19 protein-coding genes and 6 tRNA genes are annotated in these 22,266 nt (G+C 67.4%); 17 read left to right on the top strand and 8 right to left on the bottom strand.

Translation table 11 applies throughout. From position 1 onward, the window contains the following. Position 1: 1 nt before the first annotated feature. Positions 2-1,060 carry an aldo/keto reductase gene (locus tag ABE485_RS14790; RefSeq protein WP_346516028.1) on the bottom strand — a complete coding sequence of 353 codons (1,059 nt, stop codon included), beginning with the start codon at positions 1,058-1,060 and terminating at the stop codon, positions 2-4. A 416-nt stretch (positions 1,061-1,476) separates the two neighbouring features. On the opposite strand from ABE485_RS14790, the gene ABE485_RS14785 reads away from it, so the two are divergent. The 9 genes from ABE485_RS14785 (at position 1,477) to ABE485_RS14745 (ending at position 6,143) form a co-directional block, all read left to right on the top strand. Continuing rightward, a tRNA-Ala gene (locus tag ABE485_RS14785) sits at positions 1,477-1,552 on the top strand. Between the two features lie 33 nt (positions 1,553-1,585). Then, positions 1,586-1,661, top strand: a tRNA-Glu gene (locus tag ABE485_RS14780). A gap of 79 nt (positions 1,662-1,740) precedes the next feature. Next, a tRNA-Asp gene (locus tag ABE485_RS14775) sits at positions 1,741-1,817 on the top strand. Positions 1,818-1,922: 105 nt separating this feature from the next. After that, a tRNA-Ala gene (locus ABE485_RS14770) sits at positions 1,923-1,998 on the top strand. A gap of 33 nt (positions 1,999-2,031) precedes the next feature. Next, positions 2,032-2,107, top strand: a tRNA-Glu gene (locus tag ABE485_RS14765). An 86-nt stretch (positions 2,108-2,193) separates the two neighbouring features. Then, positions 2,194-2,270: transfer RNA gene (locus ABE485_RS14760), tRNA-Asp, on the top strand. 212 nt (positions 2,271-2,482) lie between these two features. Beyond that, positions 2,483-3,997, top strand: coding sequence for a helix-turn-helix transcriptional regulator (locus ABE485_RS14755; RefSeq protein ID WP_346516027.1), 1,515 nt, complete (start codon positions 2,483-2,485; stop codon positions 3,995-3,997). Between the two features lie 254 nt (positions 3,998-4,251). Then, on the top strand, positions 4,252-5,271 hold the full coding sequence (gene bioB, locus ABE485_RS14750) for a biotin synthase BioB (RefSeq protein WP_346516026.1): 1,020 nt from the start codon (positions 4,252-4,254) through the stop codon (positions 5,269-5,271). Beyond that, complete coding sequence (locus ABE485_RS14745; protein WP_346516089.1) at positions 5,268-6,143, top strand: DMT family transporter; 876 nt, start codon at positions 5,268-5,270, stop codon at positions 6,141-6,143. Before bioB ends, ABE485_RS14745 begins: the two co-directional genes overlap by 4 nt. A gap of 10 nt (positions 6,144-6,153) precedes the next feature. Here ABE485_RS14745 and ABE485_RS14740 read toward each other — a convergent pair whose 3' ends face one another. Together ABE485_RS14740 and ABE485_RS14735 are read right to left on the bottom strand one after the other, a co-directional pair. After that, positions 6,154-7,542 carry an MFS transporter gene (locus ABE485_RS14740; RefSeq protein WP_346516025.1) on the bottom strand — a complete coding sequence of 463 codons (1,389 nt, stop codon included), beginning with the start codon at positions 7,540-7,542 and terminating at the stop codon, positions 6,154-6,156. Positions 7,543-7,627: 85 nt separating this feature from the next. After that, the gene (locus ABE485_RS14735; RefSeq protein WP_056326595.1) at positions 7,628-8,131 is read right to left on the bottom strand and encodes a peroxiredoxin; all 504 of its coding nucleotides are present in this window, start codon (positions 8,129-8,131) and stop codon (positions 7,628-7,630) included. A 244-nt stretch (positions 8,132-8,375) separates the two neighbouring features. Between ABE485_RS14735 and ABE485_RS14730 the strand changes: the two genes are divergently transcribed. Then, positions 8,376-8,798 (top strand): hypothetical protein, encoded by a 423-nt coding sequence (locus tag ABE485_RS14730; protein ID WP_346516024.1) that lies wholly within the window; start codon positions 8,376-8,378, stop codon positions 8,796-8,798. Positions 8,799-9,384: 586 nt separating this feature from the next. Here ABE485_RS14730 and ABE485_RS14725 read toward each other — a convergent pair. Together ABE485_RS14725 and ABE485_RS14720 are read right to left on the bottom strand one after the other, a co-directional pair. Further along, on the bottom strand, positions 9,385-10,263 hold the full coding sequence (locus tag ABE485_RS14725) for a dienelactone hydrolase family protein (RefSeq protein ID WP_346516023.1): 879 nt from the start codon (positions 10,261-10,263) through the stop codon (positions 9,385-9,387). 67 nt (positions 10,264-10,330) lie between these two features. Beyond that, complete coding sequence (locus tag ABE485_RS14720) at positions 10,331-14,011, bottom strand: DUF748 domain-containing protein (protein WP_346516022.1); 3,681 nt, start codon at positions 14,009-14,011, stop codon at positions 10,331-10,333. Between the two features lie 169 nt (positions 14,012-14,180). Between ABE485_RS14720 and moaC the strand changes: the two genes are divergently transcribed. Genes moaC through ABE485_RS14695 form a run of 5 tightly spaced genes read left to right on the top strand, consistent with a single transcriptional unit; the run spans position 14,181 to position 17,116 of the window. Beyond that, entirely contained in the window at positions 14,181-14,669 is a 489-nt protein-coding gene (gene moaC, locus ABE485_RS14715) for a cyclic pyranopterin monophosphate synthase MoaC (protein WP_346516021.1), read from the top strand. After that, entirely contained in the window at positions 14,650-14,901 is a 252-nt protein-coding gene (locus ABE485_RS14710; RefSeq protein WP_346516020.1) for a MoaD/ThiS family protein, read from the top strand. Before moaC ends, ABE485_RS14710 begins: the two co-directional genes overlap by 20 nt. 5 nt (positions 14,902-14,906) lie before the next feature. Further along, the gene (locus tag ABE485_RS14705) at positions 14,907-15,389 is read left to right on the top strand and encodes a molybdenum cofactor biosynthesis protein MoaE (RefSeq protein WP_346516019.1); all 483 of its coding nucleotides are present in this window, start codon (positions 14,907-14,909) and stop codon (positions 15,387-15,389) included. Beyond that, on the top strand, positions 15,386-15,907 hold the full coding sequence (gene moaB / locus ABE485_RS14700; protein ID WP_346516018.1) for a molybdenum cofactor biosynthesis protein B: 522 nt from the start codon (positions 15,386-15,388) through the stop codon (positions 15,905-15,907). The genes ABE485_RS14705 and moaB overlap by 4 nt, the downstream gene beginning before the upstream one ends. 3 nt (positions 15,908-15,910) lie before the next feature. Then, complete coding sequence (locus tag ABE485_RS14695; RefSeq protein ID WP_346516017.1) at positions 15,911-17,116, top strand: molybdopterin molybdotransferase MoeA; 1,206 nt, start codon at positions 15,911-15,913, stop codon at positions 17,114-17,116. On the opposite strand, the gene mobA is transcribed toward ABE485_RS14695, so the two are convergent. From mobA to ABE485_RS14680, 3 genes are read right to left on the bottom strand one after another with little or no spacing between them, the layout of a single operon-like run. Then, complete coding sequence (gene mobA, locus ABE485_RS14690) at positions 17,101-17,652, bottom strand: molybdenum cofactor guanylyltransferase MobA (protein ID WP_430795427.1); 552 nt, start codon at positions 17,650-17,652, stop codon at positions 17,101-17,103. The genes ABE485_RS14695 and mobA overlap by 16 nt on opposite strands. A 55-nt stretch (positions 17,653-17,707) precedes the next feature. Further along, entirely contained in the window at positions 17,708-18,811 is a 1,104-nt protein-coding gene (gene moaA / locus ABE485_RS14685) for a GTP 3',8-cyclase MoaA (RefSeq protein WP_346516015.1), read from the bottom strand. A gap of 48 nt (positions 18,812-18,859) precedes the next feature. Beyond that, positions 18,860-19,966: a substrate-binding domain-containing protein gene (locus ABE485_RS14680; RefSeq protein ID WP_346516014.1), complete on the bottom strand. Its 1,107-nt coding sequence runs from the start codon at positions 19,964-19,966 to the stop codon at positions 18,860-18,862. 155 nt (positions 19,967-20,121) lie between these two features. Between ABE485_RS14680 and ABE485_RS14675 the strand changes: the two genes are divergently transcribed. Together ABE485_RS14675 and ABE485_RS14670 are read left to right on the top strand one after the other, a co-directional pair. Further along, positions 20,122-20,679 (top strand): formate dehydrogenase subunit gamma, encoded by a 558-nt coding sequence (locus ABE485_RS14675; RefSeq protein ID WP_346516013.1) that lies wholly within the window; start codon positions 20,122-20,124, stop codon positions 20,677-20,679. Then, positions 20,676-22,256, top strand: coding sequence for a formate dehydrogenase beta subunit (locus ABE485_RS14670; protein ID WP_346516012.1), 1,581 nt, complete (start codon positions 20,676-20,678; stop codon positions 22,254-22,256). The genes ABE485_RS14675 and ABE485_RS14670 overlap by 4 nt, the downstream gene beginning before the upstream one ends. The last annotated feature ends 10 nt before the right edge of the window (positions 22,257-22,266 follow it).

The following is a 22,266-nucleotide window of genomic DNA, read 5'->3' as shown; positions in this document are numbered from 1 at the left end:
TTCAGGAAAACAGGTTCGCGGGCAGCGAACCGTCTTCCAGGACTGGCGGGTGCAGCGGCCCGGCGCCCGCCCCAGTCAGTTCGATCGCATCCGCGATGGCCTGCATGTCTTCGGCATCCAGTTCGAGTTCCGCCGCGCCGATCACGCCATCGACCTGGGCCGTGCTGCGCGCCCCCACGATGGCGCCCGTCACGCCCGGCCACGCCAGCGTCCACGCCGCCGCCACCGCCGCCACCGTGGCGCCGTGACGCTCCGCGATGGGCTTGAAGGCGTCGGCCACGGCCAGGTTGCGCTCCAGATTGGGCGATTTAAATTCCGCGTGGCGCGACCGCCAGTCGTCCTGCGGCAAGGCCAGCGCCCGTTCGCGGCTGAATTTTCCGGTCAGGAGACCCGACTGCATGGGGCTGTAGACGATCACACCCGTGCCATGCTGCGCGCACCACGGAATCAGGTCTGCACCGGCCGCGCGCTGGATCGCCGAGAACGGGGGCTGCAGGGTGTCTACATGGCCCAGCAGCTCCGCGGCCTGAAGCTGCGCGAGATTATGGTTGGACAGGCCGACGGACCCGATCTTGCCCGCCTGCTTGAGGTCCAGCAGCTCCTGCCAGTACGCGTCCAGCGGCGTGCCGTCGCCAGCCGGCCAGTGCATCTGGTAGAGATCGATGCGCTCTACGCCCAGGCGGCGAAGCGACCCTTCGAGCTCGCGCCGGATGCTGGAAGGGGCGCCGGTACGCCGCGGCATGGCCTGCGGTTGGTCCGCCGCCCAGGTCAGGCCGCATTTGGTGAAGACGTACGGCCGTTCCTGCGGCGCCATCTGCGCCAGGGCGCGGCGCACGATCTCTTCGGAATGGCCCAGCCCATACACCGCCGCCGTGTCGATCCAGTTGACGCCGCGGTCCACGGCATGCCGGATCGCCGCGATGGAAGCGGAATCGTCCTGCGGCCCCCAACCGATGGCCCATCCGTTGCCGCCCATCGCCCAGGCGCCCAGGCCGATGCGCGTGATGTCCATGCCGCTGCGCCCGAGCGCGCGCGTGGGAAAGGAGGTCTTGCTGCTCATGGAGAAGCGCTCATGGTGAAGGACTGACGGAGGAAGGGCTGACGCGGGGAGGTCCGGTGGCCTTGCGCACGGCGATTTGCGCAAACCTGGCACAAAAAAAGCACGCGGAAGGACGTTTTTTTTCTGTCCACGATAGCATCCGCACAAGCCTTTGATTTTGTTGAATTCCGCACAAATCAACAATGCATTTGATCGCACGAAAGCGTCCAAAAATCCATCCCGAGGCACCATCGAACCCTCTTTTTTCGCAACTTTTTTGCTTTTTGCCATGAAGCGACTTGCACACCCTATTTAGTTCGTGCATAATCTCGTTTCTTCGCCAACGGCACTAAACAAAACCGGCAACGAACCAGCAAAAACGCCCTGTAAACAGCGTGTTCCAGCTAGTGAAAGTTGAACGGATTGATTAGAGAAACGGGGGTATAGCTCAGCTGGGAGAGCGCTTGCATGGCATGCAAGAGGTCAGCGGTTCGATCCCGCTTACCTCCACCAGTCCAAAGCGAAGAGCAGTACGGAAAGTCCAAAGTCCCCTTCGTCTAGAGGCCTAGGACATCACCCTTTCACGGTGAGTACAGGGGTTCGAATCCCCTAGGGGACGCCAGCTTATCTGGCAGCAGTAAGAAGTAATGCAATAAGAAGTGATGCAGTTGAAGTGACAAAGTAGTTGAGTAAGCCGCTGCGGAGCGGTAGTTCAGTTGGTTAGAATACCGGCCTGTCACGCCGGGGGTCGCGGGTTCGAGCCCCGTCCGCTCCGCCAAAAGCTCTCTCGCTCAGAGTCTTTCAAGAGCTCCGTTTTCGGGGCTTTTTTGTTTTATATAGTGTGAGACCTTGTTGTCTGAAGTTTGGGGCATCAGGACTTCCTGGGGGTATAGCTCAGCTGGGAGAGCGCTTGCATGGCATGCAAGAGGTCAGCGGTTCGATCCCGCTTACCTCCACCAGTACGCAGTACAGTAGTAAAGTTGTACGTTCAGGTCCCCTTCGTCTAGAGGCCTAGGACATCACCCTTTCACGGTGAGTACAGGGGTTCGAATCCCCTAGGGGACGCCAGCTTTCACTGGCAAGTTGTACAAGCTGCCTTGACACCGCAGCGGGAAGTAAGAAGTCTGTAGTAAGAAGTCTGTTAAAGCCGCTGCGGAGCGGTAGTTCAGTTGGTTAGAATACCGGCCTGTCACGCCGGGGGTCGCGGGTTCGAGCCCCGTCCGCTCCGCCAAAGCACTTTGCGCTTTCCAGACCGCTGCTCGGCAGCACCGCTAAAAGCTCCGGATTCCGGAGCTTTTTTGCTTTCCGCCGTTTGCGTTGGCGCAAGGGCGCATCCCATGCCGAGCGGACCAATCCGGCCCGTCTTTCCCCCTTCCCTCTGCCTCGTCCGTTTTGGCCTCTGGACAGCGCCGCTGCGCACGATCATGCTTGCGCGTATACGCCATGCGAAGAAAAGAGGCCTACGTGACCCCGAACGACGCCGCCCCCCAAGCACATCGACTACACCTGCAAAGCATCATCGCAGGCCTGAACGAGGGCATCATCCTGCTTGAGGCCGACGGTTCGATCGCCTGGGCCAACGCCAGCGCGCTCGACCTGCATGGCGTCGACGGACTGAACGAACTCGGCGAAACGCCAGCGGGCTATCGGAAGCGATATACGCTCACCTACCGCAACCATCACCGCGTGCCCGCGCGCCAGTATCCGCTGGACCGACTGGCGGCCGGGGAAGAGTTCGACGACCTGCTCCTGGACCTGGGCCGCAAGGACGACGACGACTTCCTGCGCCATGTGCTGGCCCGCGGCCTGGACCTGGACGATGGCGGCAGCCTGTCCTATCGCGTGCTGATCCTGCATGACCAGACCGGGCAGATCAACGCGGAACAGCGCTTCGAGCGTGCGTTTTCCGCGAACCCCGCGCCCGCGCTGATCTGCCGTCTGTCGGACCTGCGCTACGTCAAGGTCAACCAGGGATTCCTGGAAATGACCGGCTACACGCGCGACGCCGTACTGGGAAAATCCGCCTACGAGCTCGACGTGCTGGATGGCGGCGACGACAAAGAAACCGCCGTCGCCAGGCTCAACGAAGGGCGCACGATCCCGCAACGCGAAGGCGTCGTGAAATTGCCGGATGGCGGCGGCAAGTTCGTGGTGGTTGCCGGCCAGCCCATCGACATGCACGACGAACCCTGCATGCTCTTCACTTTCATCGACCTCGAGGCCCGCAAGCGGACCGAACTGGCGCTGCGCGAAAGCGAAGAGCGTTTCTCCAAAGCCTTCCGGCTCGCGCCCGTGCCCATGGCGGTGTGCGATGGCGACACGCTCGAGGTGCTGGACATCAACGAGGCGTTCGCAGCCGCGACGGGCGGCTCGCTGGAAGACGGCGAATCGCGCGACCTCCCCGCGCTGGGCCTGCAGCCGTATGAAGGCATGGTCGCCAGCCTGAAGCGCGGCGAAAGCGCGCGCAACCGCGAGGTCGCGCTGACCGACCAGGATGGCGGGCAGCTGGAGTGCCTGCTGTCGGCCGAACCCGTCATGATCGGCGGGCTGCGGCGCGTGCTGCTGGTCATGCAGGACATCACCGAACGCAAGCGCTCCGAAACCGAACTGCTGACGGCGATCGAAGCCGTCATGCAGGACACCTCATGGTTCAGCCGGGGCATCATCGAAAAACTGGCGCAACTGCGCGAGCCCGCCCCAGCCAGCCGCGACGTCGCCGAGCTTGCGCAACTGACTTCCCGCGAACGCGAAGTCCTGGGCCTGCTGTGCCAGGGCCACGACGACGACGGCATCGCCAAGGCGCTCAAGCTGTCGCGCAACACCGTGCGCAACCACGTGGCCACGATCTACAGCAAGATCGGCGTGCACCGCCGCAGCGCGGCCATCGTCTGGGCGCGTGACCGCGGTATCACGGGCCACGAAAGCGCGCGCGCCCGCGATAAACGGCCGAAAAGCTGAGGGCGCGGCCGAAAATTACAATTTGAATCAATATTTTTGGCCGTTCCGGGTCGCCGAAGAAGACGCCGCGTTAGAAGTCGCGTGCGTCCAAAATCGTTCTTTTTTGGACATCGACACCTCAAAGCATCGTTAAAAACGGCCTTATCCCCTGCATTGCGCGAACCCTGCGCAGCTTCTTACGATCCGCCGATCCTGCCCTGCGCCCCTGACCGCGCAGCGGCCTGATTCCGGCAAGACCGACAAGGAGCCCCACCATGCAGACCGCCTACATTCCCGTCCCGACGCCGTCCAAGCCCCTGCCCGCCCCCGCCTGGAGCGCGGACGACATCATGGCGCTCTACGAGCTGCCGTTCATGGACCTGGTGCATCAGGCCCAGAAGACGCACCGCGCCCACTTCGACCCGAACGCCATCCAGCTGTCCAGCCTGCTGTCGATCAAGACCGGCGGCTGTCCCGAAGACTGCGCCTACTGCCCGCAGTCGTCGCACTACGACACCGGCGTGGACGCCGACAAGCTGATGCCGCTGGAGGACGTGGTGGCCGCGGCCCGCGCCGCGCAGGCCGGCGGCGCGCAGCGCTTCTGCATGGGCGCCGCGTGGCGCAGCCCCAAGCCCCACCACCTGGAGGCCGTGGCCGAGATGGTCAGCGCGGTGAAGGCGCTGGGCCTGGAGACCTGCGTGACGCTCGGCATGCTGCGCGAGGGCCAGGCCGAGCAGTTGAAGGACGCCGGGCTGGACTACTACAACCACAACCTGGACACCTCGCCCGAGTTCTACGGCAAGATCATTTCCACGCGCACCTACCAGGATCGCCTGGACACGCTGGACCGGGTGCGCGACGCGGGCATCAGCGTGTGCTGCGGCGGCATCGTGGGCATGGGCGAATCGCGGCGCGAGCGCGCCGGCCTGATCGCCCAGCTGGCCAGCATGGAGCCCTATCCCGAATCCGTGCCGATCAACAACCTGGTGCAGGTGGAGGGCACGCCGCTGTCGGGCGTGGAAGCGCTGGACCCGTTCGAGTTCGTCCGCACCATCGCGGTCGCGCGCATCGCCATGCCGCGCGCGGCGGTGCGCCTGTCGGCCGGGCGCGAGGCCATGGACGACGCGCTGCAGGCGCTGTGCTTCATGGCCGGCGCCAATTCCATGTTTTACGGCGACGCCCTGCTGACCACGGCCAATCCACAGATGGCGGCCGACCAGCGCCTGCTGGAACGCCTGGGCATGCGCGTCGACGCCGCCCAGCATGTGCATCACGAGGCCGCGGCATGCCGTTGACGCCCGGGCTGCTGTACCTGGCGGCCAGCGTCGGGTGCAGCGTGTCAGTGGCTGTGATGCTCAAGCTCGCGCGGCGCTGGCAGGTGGACGTGCGGCAGGCGATCGCGATGAACTACGCCGTGGCCGCCCTGCTCTGCTGGGCGGTGCTGCGCCCGGACCCGGCGCGCCTGCTGGCGCCGCAGACGCCCTGGCTCGTGCTGGCGGCGCTGGGCGTGCTGCTGCCCGGCGTGTTCCTGGCGATGGCGGCGGCGTTGCGTCATGCCGGCATCGTGCGCAGCGATGCCGCGCAGCGCCTGTCCCTCTTCATTCCGTTGCTGGCGGCGTTCCTGCTGTTCGGCGAGCCGGTCAGCGGGCGCAAGCTGGCGGCAATCCTGCTGGCGTTGTGCGCCCTGTTCTGCCTGCTGCGGCAGCCGCAGCGGACGCAGGCGTCCGGGGACGATGCGTCCGGGGACCGGCGCGCGACCTGGCTGTGGCCGCTGGTGGTATGGGCGGGTTACGGCGTGATCGACATCCTGTTCAAGCAGGTGGCGCGCACCGGCACCGCCTTCGCGGGTGGCTTGCTGCTGGCTTTCCTGATGGCCGGGGCGTTGATGCTGGCGTACCTGCTGTGGCGCCGCGTGCGCTGGCAGGCCCGTCACCTTGCCGCCGGCGCGGCGCTGGGCCTGGCCAACTTCGGCAACATCCTGACCTACGTCAGGGCTCACCAGTCCTTGCCCGAGCACCCCGCACTGGTGTTCGCGTCGATGAACATGGGCGTGATCACGCTGGGCACGCTGGTGGGCGCCCTGGCCTTTCGCGAGCCCCTGACGCGATTGAACGTCCTGGGCATCGCGCTGGCCCTGGCGGCCATCGTGCTGATGACGCCCTGGTAGGTTGGGTGGTTCAGGTGCCGGTGCGCACCTGGCGTTCCGGCTCGGCCTCGCCGGACACGTCCTGCGGCGGTTCGCCGTCGGCGCTGGCCGGTTCCGGGGCAGGCTCGGGCGGCGCGGGCGCGGCCGACGGATCCGGCTGCACCATTTCCATGGCGATGTCGTTTTCCGGATCCACCCGGGGATCCAGCACCGCCGCCGCGGGCGAGCTCTGCAGGGTGTCCGGCATCGGCACGAAATGCGTCGGCGCCTCATCGACCTGGTGCGCGCCGGTGACGCGCGTGGGACGCACCTGCCAGACCAGGATCACGGCGCAGGCCGAGATGAACACGTAGTACATGGCGGGTTCGCCCAACGACATCATCAGGCCCGCGATCATGGGCCCGACACAGGCGCCCAGGCCATAGGTCATGAGCAGCACGGCCGACAGGCTGACGCGCCGCTCGGACTCGACGTGGTCATTGGCGAACGCCGCGCCCAGCGGATAGAGGGTGAACTGCAGCACGCCGAAGACGCACGACATGGCGACCAGCGCCCAGAACGGCAGCGCGATCCAGCCCCACATGACCGTGGGCAGCAGGACCAGCAGCAAGGCATTGAAGCGGATGAGGCCCGCGCGGTTGATGCGGTCCGACAGCCAGCCCATGGGCCACTGGGACAGCAGGCCCGCCGTGACGGCGGCGGCCACGAAGACCGCGGCCTGGGAAGTCGACAGGCCGTGCTTGGCGCCGTACACGGCCGCCAGGCCATAAAAGGCGCCCGACAGATTTCCCGCCACGAACAGGACGGTCATGGACAGCGGCACGCGCCGCATGAAGAAACGGATGTCCAGCGGCGCCGGCAACGGCGTCGGCGGGTGCGAACGCGCGGTGACCGCGATCGGCACCAGGCACAGGACCAGGCACATGGCGACCAGCGTCAGCGGCCGCAGGTCCAGCGTGGCGTAGGCGGTCAGCGCCAACTGGCCGAGCACGGTGCCCAGGCCGGAAACGACCATGTAGACCGAAAACACGCGGCCGCGCTGGTGGTTTTCGGTCTGCTCGTTCAGCCAGCTCTCGATGACCATGAATTCGGTCACCATCACGATGCCCGCGATGACGCGGAACACCAGCCACATCGGCATCGATTCCACCAGGGTCTGCGCCAGGATCATGCTGGTGGCGATGGCCGCACAGGCGACGAAGGCCCGGATATGGCCGACGCGGATGATGAGCTTGTGCCCCAGGCGCGCGCCGCAGACCAGGCCCAGGTAGTAGCCGGCGATCAGGGTGCCGATCCACACTTCGCTGACCGACTGCGCGGTCAGGCGGAGGCCCATGTAGGTATTGAACAGACCCGTGCCGATGAGCATCAGCAAGGTCGCAAAATAAAGCGACGAGAACGATGAGATGGTGGAGAACATGGCGTCGGCAACCGCTGCTTGCGGTAGCGCGGCGAGCCGCCTCTGCGGCCCGCCGCGCTGTGCGGTGAAACAGGAACCGCGGGAATCAGGCCTGCGAGAGCATCGTGGCCGCGTCGCTGACTTCGAACTTGCCAGGGGCTTCCACGTTCAGCTGCTTCACGACGCCGTCGACGATCAGGGCGGAGTAGCGCTGCGAGCGCACGCCCATGCCGCGCTGGACCAGGTCCAGTTCGAGGCCGAGTTCCTTGGTCCACAGCGCGGAGCCGTCGGCCAGCATGCGGACCTTGCCGTCGGTCTTCTGTTCGCGGCCCCAGGCGCCCATGACGAAGGCGTCGTTGACGGACACGCACCAGATTTCATCGATGCCCTTGGCCTTCAGGGCAGCGGCCTGTTCGACGTAGCCAGGCAGGTGCTTGGCCGAGCAGGTGGGGGTGAAGGCGCCGGGCACGGCGAACAGCGCGATGGTCTTGCCGCGGGTCAGGTCGGCGACCTGGAACGCATTGGGACCGAGCGAGCAGCCGGCGGTTTCGGTTTCGATGAATTCGGTCAGGGTGCCATCGGGCACGCGGTCGCCGACTTTGATCGTCATGGGGATCTCCAGGGTGAAGGGGCAATGCATTGAGGCAGGAGCGCCTCACAGCCCTCATCATAGTTCGTGCGCGGCCCGCTTGCTGGCTTTGATGGCTGCGGGAAAGAAAGATGAACAGTCTGAAACGACTCAACACCGCGGGTACACGGTGGGGAAACGGGTGCTTGTCATAATGCCGTGGTGACCATCGCCCGCCGCGGCTGCGCTGGCAGTGCGCCGGGAGGGCTTCAAATGGAGACTTTCGATGCGCAATATCTTGACCGGGCTGGCCGTCGCGCTGGCCGCCGCCGCCCCGGCCTGGGCGGCTCCGGATGCCGCCGAACAGGCCCAATACGATTCCTTCGTCGTTGCCGCGGGCGCCTCCAACGGCGCGGCTCGCGCCTGCGGGGCATCCGAACCCGACCTCACCCAGCACCAGGAGACGGCGCGCAAGAACCTGCTGCGTTATGCCGAGGAATATGGGTTTGCTGCGGGCGGGTACGACGCGGAGTTCGCGAAGGGGCAGGCGGAGGGCAAGGCAATGATGGAGGAAATGAAGCGATCCGGCGTGGATGGATGCCGGGGCGTGCTGGGCGGGTTTCAGAGCGAGCGGGTGATGAAGTATGAGGAGATGAAGGGGGTGCTGGCGGAGGTGAGTGATGGGTTGCCGGGGGAGAAGGCGCGGTAGGTGTTGAGTGGTGCCGGTAGCGGTAGCGGTGCCGACGGCAGTGGTGAGTTCTTGAGACGCCTGGCGCGCCGGTCGCCTGGGCCGCGCGGGGCAACGTGTGCGGTCCGGAGCGTTCGCTCCGGACTTCCCCGTCGTCATCTTCGTCAGCCTTCGGCTTCCTTCAGATTCCCTCGGGCTAATCGACGCCCCGCGCGGCCCAGGCGACCGGCACGCCAGGCTCGGCTGAGGAAAACTTCGCGACCGTTGGAGCGGGGTCGGGGTTCTTGAGGTTCTCGCCGCGCGAGGTGGAGTGATGGAATATCTTGCAGGGCCCGCCCCCGGCCGGCCGCGCGGGCGGCCTTTGGGGGCTTACGCGGTTGGATTGGCGTCGGAGGAATGGCGCGGCGCGCGTGTTTGTGTGGGTGTTTCTGCGCGGTGTCTGTGCTTGGGGCTGCACGAGTGACGCTGGGGGCTTTGCGCCCATGTCTCCGTGTGCACCTGTGCGGATCTCTATGCGCAGGTGTCTGACACGCTGGAGAAGTGACCGTGAAGCCAAAGCCATCTCACCCGGGTGTCAGACACCGTTGCCTGAAGCGCTGCCGGCCCGTTACACCCCGTTCTGCTTGAACCAGTCCAGCATCCGGGTCCAGGCCTGTTCCGCCTCGGCCTTGCGGTAGGACGGGCGGTAGTCGGCGTGGAAGGCGTGGGGGGCTTCGGGGTAGATGTCGATGCGCGAGGCCTTGGCGTCGGCGGAGCCCTTGGCGAGTTCGATGCGCATGCGGTCGACGTCGGCCTGGGAGATGCCCGCGTCCTTGCCGCCATAGGCGCCGAGGACCGGGGCCTTCAGGTCGTTGACGATGGCCAGCACCGGCTTGGGCTTGAGTTCGCTGGGTTCGCCCGCGAGTTGGCCGTACCAGGCGGCGCCCGCCTTGAGCTTGGGATTGTGGGCTGCGTAGAGCCAGACCTGGCGGCCGCCCCAGCAGAAACCCAGGATGCCGAGCCTGTCGGGGTTGCCGCCGTTGGCGGCGGCCCAGGCGGCCGCGGCGTCCAGGTCGCCCTGCACCTGCTTGTCCGGCACCTTGCTGACGACCTCTGCCTGCAATTTGGGGATCTCGGTGTATTTGGACGGATCGCCCTGCCGCGCATAGAGTTCGGGTGCGATGGCCAGGTAGCCCTGGTGGGCCAGGCGGCGGCACACGTCCTGGATGTATTCGTGCACGCCGAAGATCTCCTGCACGACGATCACCGTGGGCAGGTTCTTCTTGCCCTGCGGCGCGGCGCGGTAGGCGGGGATCTTGCCGTCCGACGTGGGAATGTCGATCTTGCCGGCCACGAGGCCTTTGGCGTCGGTGCTGATGGCGGTGTTCGCGACGGCGGGACCCGCCGCCAGCGAAAAGCCGGCCGCCACCGTGGTGGCGATGAATCCCCGCCGGTCCAGCCGCAGGGGCGGAAGCAGGCTGTCGAACTGCGCGTCCTGGTCTTTCATCGAGAATCTCCTGGAAAAAGACGGGCCGGAGGGACGCGCCATGCGTCCCTGTCCGGGCCTGCCGAGTTCACTTCAGGGAGAAGTCCACGCGCGAGGGTTGCCCCTCGTCCTTGATGCCATCGGTGTCCAGCTGCGGCGCAACGATGAACACACGTTCCGCGAGTCCTTCCTGGGCTAGCAACTTCTCATAAACCGCCTGCGCGCGGGCATCGGCCAATTGGCGCAGTTGATCCTCGCCGACCGGAGCCGCGGCGCGCAGCATTTCTTCCATCTGCGCGGCCGGGACGGACTTGGCCATGCCGATGAAATTGCGCGGCTTGTCCTTGAGGTCGGTGTCATCGTAGACCTCTTCGAGGTATTTGGCGCGTTCCGCGCCCGACACGTCGACGCCCGCGGGGTTGGGCTTCTTGCCGCGCGGCGCGACGTCGGCGGCCTTGGCGGCGCGGATCTTGCTGTCCACCCACGCCTGGCGCAGGCCGTCCATGTCGGTCTTGGGATCGGCGCGGCCGCTGATGTCCATCTTCAGCGCGGGGCGGTCGGTGAGCGCCTTGATCAGGGTGTCGATGCGCTGGACGGAGTCTTCGGTGAGCGCCGCGCTGCCCGGCGCGAATTCCACGTACGACAGTTCTTCGCCGCCGCCGAACGCGGACGCCAGCAGGCTGAAGGGCGAGGTCACCGCCTTGACCACCAGGTTCATGAGCACGCGCACCACGATGCCGCCGACGGAGAATTCCGGATCGTCCAGCGAGCCGGAGATGGGCAGGTTGATGTCGATATTGCCCCGCGAGTCCTTCAGCAGGGCCACGGCCAGCAGCACCGGCAGCTTGGTGGCGTCGGGGCTGTTGGTCTTGTCGCCGAAGGTGAGCTGGTTCAGCACCACGTGGTTGGTGGCCTGCAGCGCGCGGTCCTTGATTTTGTATTCCAGGTCCACCGACAGCTTGCCGCGCTTGATCGGATAGCCCACGTACTTGGCCGAATAGGTGTTGAAGCGCGGCAGGTCCACGCCCTTGGCGGACGCCTTCAGGTCCAGCGACAGGAATTTGGCGAAAGGCTGGACGACGCCGCTGATGGACAGCGGCGCGGTCGTGTACACCCGGCCCGTGACCTTGACCTTGGCGGGCTGCGGATTGGTGGACGACACCGCGGTGATGCCGCCCTCGATGCTGGACAGCTCGGCCACGTAGTTGGGCTTGACGAAGCGGTCGGTGAAGGTCATGCGGCCGCGGGTCAGCCTGACGCTGTTGACCGAGATGTCGGGCATGGCCGTTGCGCCCTTGGCCGCCGGAGCCGGCGGCGCGGCGCTGCGGCCGGGGGTCTGGGTGTCCTGGGTGATGGAGCCGCCGGCCTGTCCGGGCGCGGCCACCAGGTCCATGACGTTGAGCCGCCCCTGGGCGTTCAGCAGCACGCGGCCGTAGAAGTCTTCCAGGGCGATGTCGCCGAGCCTGGCGCCGATCTTGTCGCCCGCGACGGTGATGTCCATGCCGGTGAAACCCAGCCGCTTCCAGTTCAGGAAGTCGTCCTTGTTGACCCGGTCCTGGAGGTCGAGGTCGGTGACGTCGACGCCCCCCTTCCAGGCGGCCTTCATCGGGGCATTGCCAGCGGCGGCGGTGAACTCGGCGTTACCCTTGGCGCCCAGCGTGACGGCGCGCACGGTGGCGTTCAGGCTCGAGGCGAAATACGGCGCGAAGGACGCGACGTTCAGCCCCGACAGATCCACCGCGGTCTTGAGCGTCAGCGGCTGCGGGGTGAAGGCGCCCTTCAGGTCCAGCTTGCCGTTGCCCTGGATGCCGGCGGCGGCCAGCGTGAAATTGCTCTGGCCCGGCCCCATGGCCAGGCGATCGGCCGTCACGCGCAGCGACTGCAGGGCGATGTCCAGCGCGGGTTTGAGCGATTCGTCCCTGGCCTTGAACTGCGTCAGGTCGGCCTGAACGGCGGTGGCGGACGCGTCGACCGCCCCGCCCTTTTCCCGCACATGGACCTGCGCGGTGGCGGCCAGCCGGCCGTCCAGCAGGCTGACAGGCGCCGCGCTGCGCACGGCCGGCGCCAGCGGCGCGAGCGCCACGTTGCCCAGGCGCACGTTCATCTCGAGGGACAAGGGCTTGATCACCAGCGGCCCCTTGGCGCGCAGCCAGCCGCCGTCGGTGCTGTTGTCCATGGTGAGCCACAGGTTGATGGGGCGGTCCGGCTGCTGGGGCAGCTCCACGCCCTCGACGGTGGCGGCCAGGCCGGTCACGACATAGTCGAGCTTGCTGATGGCGTCCGTGACGTAGACCTCGCCTTCATGCAGGTTGAAGGCATCGAGCGTGACCTTCCATTCCGACGGGCCGGGCGCTTGCGGCGGCTCGCTTGGGGCGGGCGAGCCTTCGGGCGCTGCGGCCGGCGGGGTCGCGGGGGTCGCGGGCGCTGCCGGAGCTTCGGGCGCCGTGGAAGTCTGCGCGGCGGGCGTCTTGGCGGAGGGCGCGGGCTCGGCGGGCGCCTGACCGGCGGAGGCTTGTGCCGCCGGAGCCTGTGCGGCGGGAGCCTGGCCCGCGGACGACGCCGCGTCGGCGGACTTGCCGTCTCCGGCCTGGGCAGGCTGCGCCTTGGCGTCCGCCGTCTTTTCACCTTCGGCCAAGGGCTTGAGTCCGCTGGCCTTGCGCATTTCGTCGCGCACGGGCGTGGCGGTGGGCTGCACGCCGCCCAGCGCCTTCAGCCCGTCGACGAAATCCTGCCAGTTCAGGTGTTCGTTGGCGTGGCGCCGCACGTGGATCTGCGGCGCCCACAGGCCCACCTCGCCGATATACACCTGGCGGGCGATCGGCTCCAGTTCCAGGCGGGTGACGGTCAGGGCGCTCCAGGCGGCCAGGTTCGCGCCGGCGGGGTCGCGCAGGTCCAGCCGGCGCAGGCCCAGGTCGCCGACGATGCGGATCTTGGGCGGCGCGTCCTTGGGCTGCTCGAACACGATCTGCAGATTGGAATCCAGCAGCGCGCTTTCGACCTTGAACGGCAGGGGCATGGGCCACACGTCGGCCCACTTTTCAAGCTGCAGGCCGTCAAACGCCACCCGCAGCGTGGACGACGGCACCACGTCGAACGGCCGCGCCACGCCCGTGAGGTCAAAGGGGCTGCCGTTGATGCGCAGGTGCAGGCGGGGCTGCACGTCGATGTCGGTGGCGTACCCGAACGTGGAAATGAACGGCACGCCCACGCCCAGTTCGTCCACGACCTGCTTGCGGCCGGTGACCTTGTCGTCCAGCGTGATGACGCCGTTCTCGATCACCATGTTGTTCAGCGAGAAACGCGGCAGGCCTTCGTCCGGCTTGGCCGGTTCCTCGGGCTTGGAGGCCGCCAATTCGGCCACGCGTTGTTCTATGTCAGAGAAATTGAACCGCGTGACGTCTTCGCGGACGATGGCGATGTTAGGCTGCCGCAGCGTCAGACGATCGACCACGGGCGCGAACCAGAACAGCGACGTCCAGGCGGCGCTGGCATCCAGTTCCGCGAGGGTCAGGAGCGGTGTCTGCGACCCGGGCTGGGCCACGGCCAGGTCGTGCGCCCGGACGGTCAGCGTGAAGGGATTGAAGGTGATCTTGCCGACGGAGACGTCGCGCCCCATCATCTTCGAGACATCCTGGGTCAGGACGTCATGCAGGACCTTCGGGACCTGCCAGGCGGCGATGCCGCAGAGAATCAGCGCGAACGCCACGATGCCCAGGAGAATCTTGCCAGCGCGTCGGGTGAACCGTAGCTTGGGCATCCGCACGGACATCGAAAGTCTCCTGATACATATTGAAGGCCATAATTCCGTCCTTCCACTGACTACAGGCGCGATTATCGCGCCCCCTTAAATGCTCGTCTATCATAGGCGTAACAGCGGGCCTGCCCGGCCAGCCGGGCGCGGTCTTTTCATTCATTAACAATTCTTGATCCCGATTCCCATGTCCACGTCCACCCCCACATTGAGCCACCTGGACGAAGCCGGCCAGGTCCGCATGGTCGACGTCATCGCCAAGACGGACACCGAACGCGTGGCGGTCGCCGCCGCCAACGTGCGCATGAACGCCGTGGCCTACGGCCTGCTGACCCAGCCGGGCCAGGGCAAGGGTGAAGTGCTCAACACGGCGCGCGTGGCCGCCATCCTGGCCGCCAAGCGCTGCGCCGACATGATCCCGCTGTGCCACAGCCTGCCGCTGGCGTTCGTCGGCGTCGAGTTCTCGCTGGACGACGCGGAGCATCGCATCGACATCCTGGCCACCTGCCGCACCAGCTACAAGACGGGCGTGGAAATGGAAGCCATGATGGCGTGCAGCGTCGCCGCGCTCACCATCTACGACATGTGCAAGGCGGCCGACAAGGGCATCGTGATCGAACAAGTTCGCCTTAAGTACAAGGCGGGAGGCAAAAGCGGTGAATGGCGCAACGATTAATCTCCTGTACTTCGCCCGCGTGGCCGAACTGGTCGGCAAGCGCGCCGAAGCCTGGCCGCTCGATGGCGAGTCCACCGGCGCGCAGCTGCTGGCCGCGCTGGGCGAACGCTATCCCCAGCTTGAACCGGCCGCCCGCCTGAAGCTGGCCATCAACCAGACCCACTCCAAGCCGTCGGCGCCCATCCGCGCGGGCGACGAGGTGGCCGTGTTCGAACCCGTCACCGGAGGCTGAACGCCATGATCCGCGTCCAGGAAGCCGACTTCGACGGCGCCGCGCTCACGGCTGCGCTGCGGGATGCCGCCGGCCCCGGCGTGGGCGGCATCGTCACCTTCGTGGGCTATGTGCGCGACTACGCGCCGGACACGCCCACCGACACGCTGTTCCTTGAACACTATCCCGGCATGTGCGAGCGCGAGCTCGAAGACATCGCCGCCACGGCGCGCGCGCGCTGGAACCTGGATGGCGCCGTCATCGTGCACCGGGTGGGCGCGCTGGCGCGCAATGCGCAGATCGTCTTCGTGGCGGCGGCCAGCGCCCATCGCGGCGACGCCTTCCGCGGCTGCGAATACATCATCGACGCGCTCAAGACCCGCGCGCCTTTCTGGAAGCGCGAAACCCTTGCGGGCGGCAGCAGCTTCTGGGTCGAACAACGCCAATCCGACCAGGACCGCACGGATTCCTGGGATGAAGACACCGCCGACAAAAAGGAGAATCCATGAGCGACGCCATCGCGGTCCCGCTGGGCTGCGCCGTACTGACGGTCAGCGACACCCGCAGCGCGGGCGACGACACCTCCGGCAACCTGCTGGCGCACAGCCTGGCGCAGGCCGGGCACCAGTGCGTGCGCCGCGACATCGTGCGCGACGACATCTACCAGATCCGCCGCATCATCAGCGACTGGATCGCCGATCCCGAAGTCCAGGTCATCCTGACCACGGGCGGCACGGGATTCTCGCACCGCGACTACACGCCGCAGGCCATCATGCCGCTGCTCGACCGCGAAATCCCCGGCTTTGGCGAGCTCTTCCGCCAGATCTCCTACACCGAGATCGGCAGTTCCACGATCCAGTCGCGCGCGTTCGCCGGGTCGGCCAACCAGACGCTCATCTTCTGCCTGCCGGGTTCCAACAACGCCTGCGAAACCGCCTGGGCGCAGATCCTGCGCGAGCAGCTCGACAGCAGCCACGGCCCGTGCAATTTCGCCACGCAGTTCAAGAAACGCGAAGAAGAAAACTGACCCATGCTGGATTTCGATCAAGCCCAGACCCTGCTGGCCAATGCGGCCGGCCCGCTGCAGCGCACCGAACACGTGGACCTGGCGCAGGCCAGCGGCCGCGTGCTGGCCGCCAACCTCGAGGCCACGGTGGACATCCCCCCGGCCGACAACAGCGCCATGGACGGCTACGCCCTGCGCCTGGCCGACTGGAGCCTGGACGCGCGCCTGCCGATCCAGCAGCGCTGCTACGCCGGCGACGTGCCCGAACCCCTCAAGCCCGGCCACGCCATCCGCCTGTTCACGGGCAGCGTGATTCCGGCCGGCGCGGATGTCGTGGTGATGCAGGAAGACGCCACCGAGACCGACAACCACGTTCAGGTATCGCGTGAACCCAAGCCCGGCCAGCACACCCGCCGCCGCGGCGAGGACACCCTGGCCGGCGCCCCGCTGCTGCCGGCCGGCACCCTGCTGCAGGCCGCGCACGTGGCGCTGCTGGCGTCGCAGGGGCTGGCGTCCGTACCCGTCGTCGCGCAGCTGCGCGTCGGCATCCTGACCACCGGCGATGAACTGGTCCTGCCCGGCCAGCCGCGCGCGACCGAACAGATCTACAACTCCAACGGGCCGATGCTGGCCGCGATGGTGCGCGGCATGAGCGCCCTGCCCGTCCACGTGCTGCATGCCCGCGACACCGAACCCGACCTGCTGGCCGCCTTCAAGACGCTGCTGGCCGATTGCGACCTGGTGCTGAGCGTCGGCGGCGTGTCGGTCGGCGAGCGCGACCTGGTCAAGCCGGCGCTGGCGGCGCTGGGTGGCGAACTGTCGCTCTGGAAGGTGCGCATGAAGCCGGGCAAGCCGGTGGCGCTGGCCCAGATCGACGGCAAGCCCGTGGTCAGCCTGCCCGGCAACCCCGTATCGGCCTACGCGGTATTCGCCATGCTGGTGACGCCGCTGATGCGCCGCATGCAAGGCCGCGCGGAAATCTTCCCGCCCGTCAGCCGGTTGCCCCTGCGCACCGCGCAGCCACGCCAGGACGGCCGCGAGGAGTTCCTGCGCGTGCAGTGCCGCACCGCCGACGACGGCGGCAGCGAACTGGCGCCCTACGGCCATCAGGGTTCGGGCGTGATCAGTTCATTGCCGTGGTCCACCGGCCTGGCGCGCCTGCCGGCGGACGTGCTGGTGCATGACCAGGACCGGGTCGCCTACTACGACCTGCGTCACTGGCTGGCGTAGCGCTCGGCCAGCGCCAGTTCCTCGGGCGTATTGACGTTCATGAAGGCATGCGGCGGCGCGTCGTCGAACACCGCTTCGACCGCGCCCGCCCTGGCCTGCCACAGTCCCACCTTGCGATCGCCTGCCCGCAGGTAGTCGAGCAGGGCCGGCCGCTGCGACACGCGCAGCGCCATGCAGGCGGAGTGCCGCTGCCCCCCCGCCACCGCATACGCCATGGGCGCCCCCGCCGACCGCGCCGCGGCGATCAGGCGCGCGGCCAAGTCCGCGGGCAGGAAAGGCGTGTCGCAAGGCGCGACCACCAGCCATTCTTCAACGGCCGCAACGGCCAGCGCCGCCGCGATGCCCACCAGCGGGCCCTGCCAGGCGCCAAGCTGGGGCTCGCCGTCCGGCACGACCTCGCCGTATTGCGCATAGCGGTCCGCATGACGGTTGGCACTGATGATCAGCCGGCCGACCTGGGGCGCGAGGCGGCGCGCCACGTGCGCGACCATGGGCTCGCCGCGCAGCGCGACCAGTCCCTTGTCCAGCCGGTTCATGCGGGCGCCTTGTCCGCCCGCCAGGATCAGGCCGGCGACGCCGCCGTGCAAGGATTCAGCCACCGATGTAGCTCATTTCGATCTTGCGCGACGGGTCCGCCATGTTGCGGCCGCGCAGTTCCGAATAGTTGTCGCCGCGCGCCGACCAGATGCCCGTCAGGATGCGCGCCAGTTCGAGGTCGGTGGCGCCGTCGCGCAGGGGCGCGCGCAGGTCGTGCCCTTCGTGGGCGAACAGGCACAGGTAGAGCTTGCCCTCGGGCGACAGGCGCGCGCGCGTACAGCCGCCGCAGAAGGCATGCGTGACGCTGGAGATGACGCCGATCTCGCCGCCGCCGTCCAGATAGCGCCAGCGTTCGGCCACGCGGCCCATTTCGGTCGATTCCACGGGCGCCAGCGGATACACCGCGCCGATGCGGTCCAGCACTTCCTGGCTGGGCACCACCTCGGCCAGGTTCCAGCCATTGCTGTTGCCCACGTCCATGTATTCGATGAAGCGCAGGATGTGGCCGCTGTTGCGGAAGCGCTCGGCCATGGGCAGGATCTGCCCGTCGTTCAGGCCCTTGCGCACCACCATGTTGACCTTCACGGGCGCCAGCCCGGCGTCGGCGGCGGCGTCGATGCCGCGCAGCACGTCGTCCGGAGTGAAGCCGCTGTCGCTCATGCCCTGGAACATCGCGGCGTCCAGCGCGTCCAGGCTGACGGTGACGCGGGTGAGCCCCGCGCTTTTCAGCGCCGCGGCCTTGCGCTCGAGCACGCTGCCGTTCGTGGTGAGGGTGAGATCCAGCGGACGGCCGTGCGGCGTGCGCAGTTCGGCCAGCATGCCGACCAGGTTCTCGATGTGCTTGCGCAGCAGGGGCTCGCCGCCGGTCAGGCGGATCTTTTCCACGCCCAGCTGCGTGAAGACGCCGGCCAGCCGGCTGATTTCTTCGAAAGACAGCAGCGCCGAATGCGGCATGAAGCTGTAGCTGCTGTCGAAGACTTCGCGCGGCATGCAATAGGTGCAGCGGAAGTTGCAGCGGTCGGTCACGGAAATGCGCAGGTCGCGCAAGGGCCGCGCGCGCTGGTCCAGCGCGGGCTGCCCGGGCGGCGGCGGATCCCCGGGCGCGGCGGACGCCGGCGCGCCGTTGCGGTGATCGGCAAGGAAAATCACTTTGCTCATGAGGGCATCATATCCCGGCGGACCGCAATGCGCGCAGGCGCCGCGCTTTCACGGAAACGCCTCTTGCAGGGACTGCAGGCGCCCGGTGTCCCGGGCGTCGTAGCCGACAAGCTGGCTTACGTAGCCGACGTAGTCCGGACTGCGCATGATGGACAGCAGGTCGCGCATGGCGGGCGTGTCCAGCGACGACTTGCGGATGGCGAAGAAATAGCGCTCGCGCACCAGCGGGATGAAGTCCAGCCCGAAGCGGCAGGCCGCCGTCTCCACGCCGACGCCCGTGTCGGCCATGCCGCTGGCGATGTGCGCCGCGATGGCCATGTGGGTGAATTCGTTGGTTTCGTAGCCTTGGACCTCGCCGATCGACACGCCCGCGCGCTGCAGCATCAGCCCCACCAGGTAGCGGGTGCTGGAGCCGATCTGGCGGTTGACGAAGCGCACGTCGGTGCGCGCCAGGTCCGCCATGCCGCGGATCTGCTTGGGGTTGCCCGCCGTGACGAACAGGCCCGTATTGCGCACGGCCAGGTGGATGAGCATGTAGTCGTCGGCGTGCAGCCACTGCGCGTAGCGTTCCATGATGGGGGACTCGAAATCGCCCAGCGGCACCTGGAACCCCGCCAGGTCGCATTCGTGGCGCTCCAGCGAGGCCAGCGCCTCGATCGCGGTGCGATAGCGCAGCTCCAGCCCGGGCGTGCGGCCGCCCATGTGCTGCATCAGCGATTCCACCGCGAAGCCGTGGCTGGCGTGCAGCCGCAGGTGCGGACCGCTTTCCGGCAGCAGCCTTTCCAGTTCTTCCTGCAGTTCCGAGGCCATGCTGTCCAGCGTGGGCATGAGGCGCGCCTCGATGCGGCGGTTGGCCCACAGCAGGCGCTGCGCAAACGGCGACAGTTGCGTGCCCTGGCGCCGGTTGGTGATGAGCAGCTGGGTGCCGAAGATGGACTCGAAGCGGCGCAGCACGCCCCAGGCATGCCGGTAGGACAGCCCGCAGGCGCGGCAGGCGCCCGAAATGTTGCCGGTGGCGTCGATGGCCGCCAGCAGCGCAAGCATGTCCTGCAACGGCACGGGCGCCGCGGCGCCGGCGTCCGTCCCGGCCGCCGGATTGTCGTCTCCGCTCAATGTCCACTGCGGCCGCAGGCCGATACGGAACTTATATGTCATTTATTTCTTATTGAAGGCGTTCAAGTACGTCGTTAGAGTACACAAATAACACGGCGGACGGGCAATTTATATGTTTTTTAAAGCATATTAATTCCAACAGATCCGGCCCGAAAAGAACGCCCCAATGGGGTCACGCAACACAGGAGGAGACCGACGTGCATCAGCGCGAGGCAAAGTCCGATCTGGCATCCAGCGGCGGCGCCCGGGGCGGCAAGCTGGCCCTGGACGCCGCCCAGGCATCCCACACCCCGGCCATCGCGGCCACGGCCCGCATTCTTGCCCGGCTGAAAGACCAGCCCGGGCCGCTGCTTCCGGTGCTGCACGCGGTCCAGCACGAACTGGGCTGTATTCCGGCCGAGGCGGTGCAAACCATCGCCGAGGCCCTGAACCTCTCCCGCGCTGAAGTCCACGGCGTCATCACGTTCTACCCCCATTTCCGCACCGAACCGGCCGCACGCCACACGCTCGAGGTCTGCCGCGCCGAAGCCTGCCAGTCCATGGGCGGCGAACGCCTGGCCGCCCACGCGCGCACCGCGCTGGGCTGCGACTTCCACGGCAGCACGCAAGACGGCAATTTCTCGCTGGAGCCGGTGTATTGCCTGGGCCTGTGCGCCCAGTCGCCGGCGGTGATGATCGACGGCCAGCCCCACGCGCGCGTCACCGAAGCCAAGCTCGACCGCCTGCTGGCCCGCACCCTGGAGGCCAAGCCATGAGCGCCCCCGTCGTCATCTACGTGCCGCGCGACGCCGCGGCGCTGGCCATGGACGCCGACAGCGTCGCGCGCGACATCGAACGCCTTGCCGACGAGCGCGGCCTGGCCGTGCAGGTCGTGCGCAACGGCTCGCGCGGCCTGCTGTGGCTGGAGCCCATGGTGGAAATCGCCACCCCGCAGGGCCGCATCGCCTACGGCCCCGTCCAGCCCGACGACGTGCCGTCGCTGTTCGACGCCGGCTGGCTGTCGGGTGGCGAACACGCGCTGCGCCTGGGCCTGACCGAGGAAATCCCCTACCTGAAGCACCAGGAACGCCTGACCTTCTCGCGGGTCGGCGTGATCGACCCGCTGTCCCTGCAGGACTACGCCGCGCATGGCGGCCTGCAGGGCCTGAAGCGCGCGCTGGCCATGGCGCCCGCCCAGATCGTCGACGAAATGGTGGAATCGGGCCTGCGCGGCCGCGGCGGCGCGGCCTTCCCCACCGGCATCAAATGGAAGACCGTGGCCGGCACGCCGGGCGATACCAAGTACATCGTGTGCAACGCCGACGAGGGCGATTCGGGCACCTTCGCCGACCGCCTCCTGATGGAAGGCGACCCCTACGTCCTGATCGAAGGGATGACCATCGCGGGCCTGGCCGTGGGCGCGACCTACGGCTACATCTACGTGCGCTCCGAGTACCCGCACGCCATCGCCACCCTGGAAGCCGCCATCGCGCGGGCGCGCAGCGTGGGCTGGCTGGGCGACGACGTGCACGGCAGCGGCCGCCGCTTCGACCTGGAAGTGCGCAAGGGCGCGGGTGCCTATATCTGCGGGGAAGAAACCTCCCTGCTGGAAAGCCTGGAAGGCAAGCGCGGCGTGGTCCGCGCCAAGCCGCCGCTGCCCGCCATCTCGGGCCTGTTCGGCAAGCCCACCGTCATCAACAACGTCATCTCGCTGGCCACCGTGCCCATCATCCTGGCCAAGGGCGCGGCTTACTACCGCGACTACGGCGTGGGCCGCTCGCACGGCACGCTGCCGTTCCAGCTTGCCGGCAACCTCAAGCACGGCGGGCTGGTGGAAAAGGCCTTTGGGCTAAGCCTGCGCGACCTGCTCTACGGGTTCGGCGGCGGCAGCGCGTCCGGACGGCCTTTGCGCGCCGTGCAGGTGGGCGGCCCGCTGGGCGCCTACCTGCCCGAATATCAATGGGACGTGCCGCTGGACTACGAAGCCTATATCCAGATCTCGGCCATGATCGGCCACGGCGGCCTGGTGGCCTTCGACGACAGCGTCGATATGGCGCGCATGGCGCGCTACGCCATGGAGTTCTGCGCCATCGAATCCTGCGGCAAGTGCACGCCCTGCCGCATCGGCTCCACGCGCGGCATGGAAACCATCGACAAGATCGCAGCCGGCGGCCAGAGCCGCGAACAGCGCGCGCAGCAGGTGCACCTGCTGCGCGACCTGTGCGACACGATGCTGGGCGGTTCGCTGTGCGCGCTGGGAGGCATGGCGCCCTACCCGGTGCTGTCCGCGCTGAACCATTTTCCGCAGGACTTCGGCATCGAGTCCTCCCATTCTGCCGCCCACGCGGCCTGAACCCGAGACC

This window comes from Achromobacter spanius (genome assembly GCF_039673305.1).
GTDB lineage: Bacteria > Pseudomonadota > Gammaproteobacteria > Burkholderiales > Burkholderiaceae_B > Achromobacter > Achromobacter spanius_F.
Note: the sequence above shows the minus strand (reverse complement) of the source record. Positions and strands in the feature narration are given on the sequence as shown.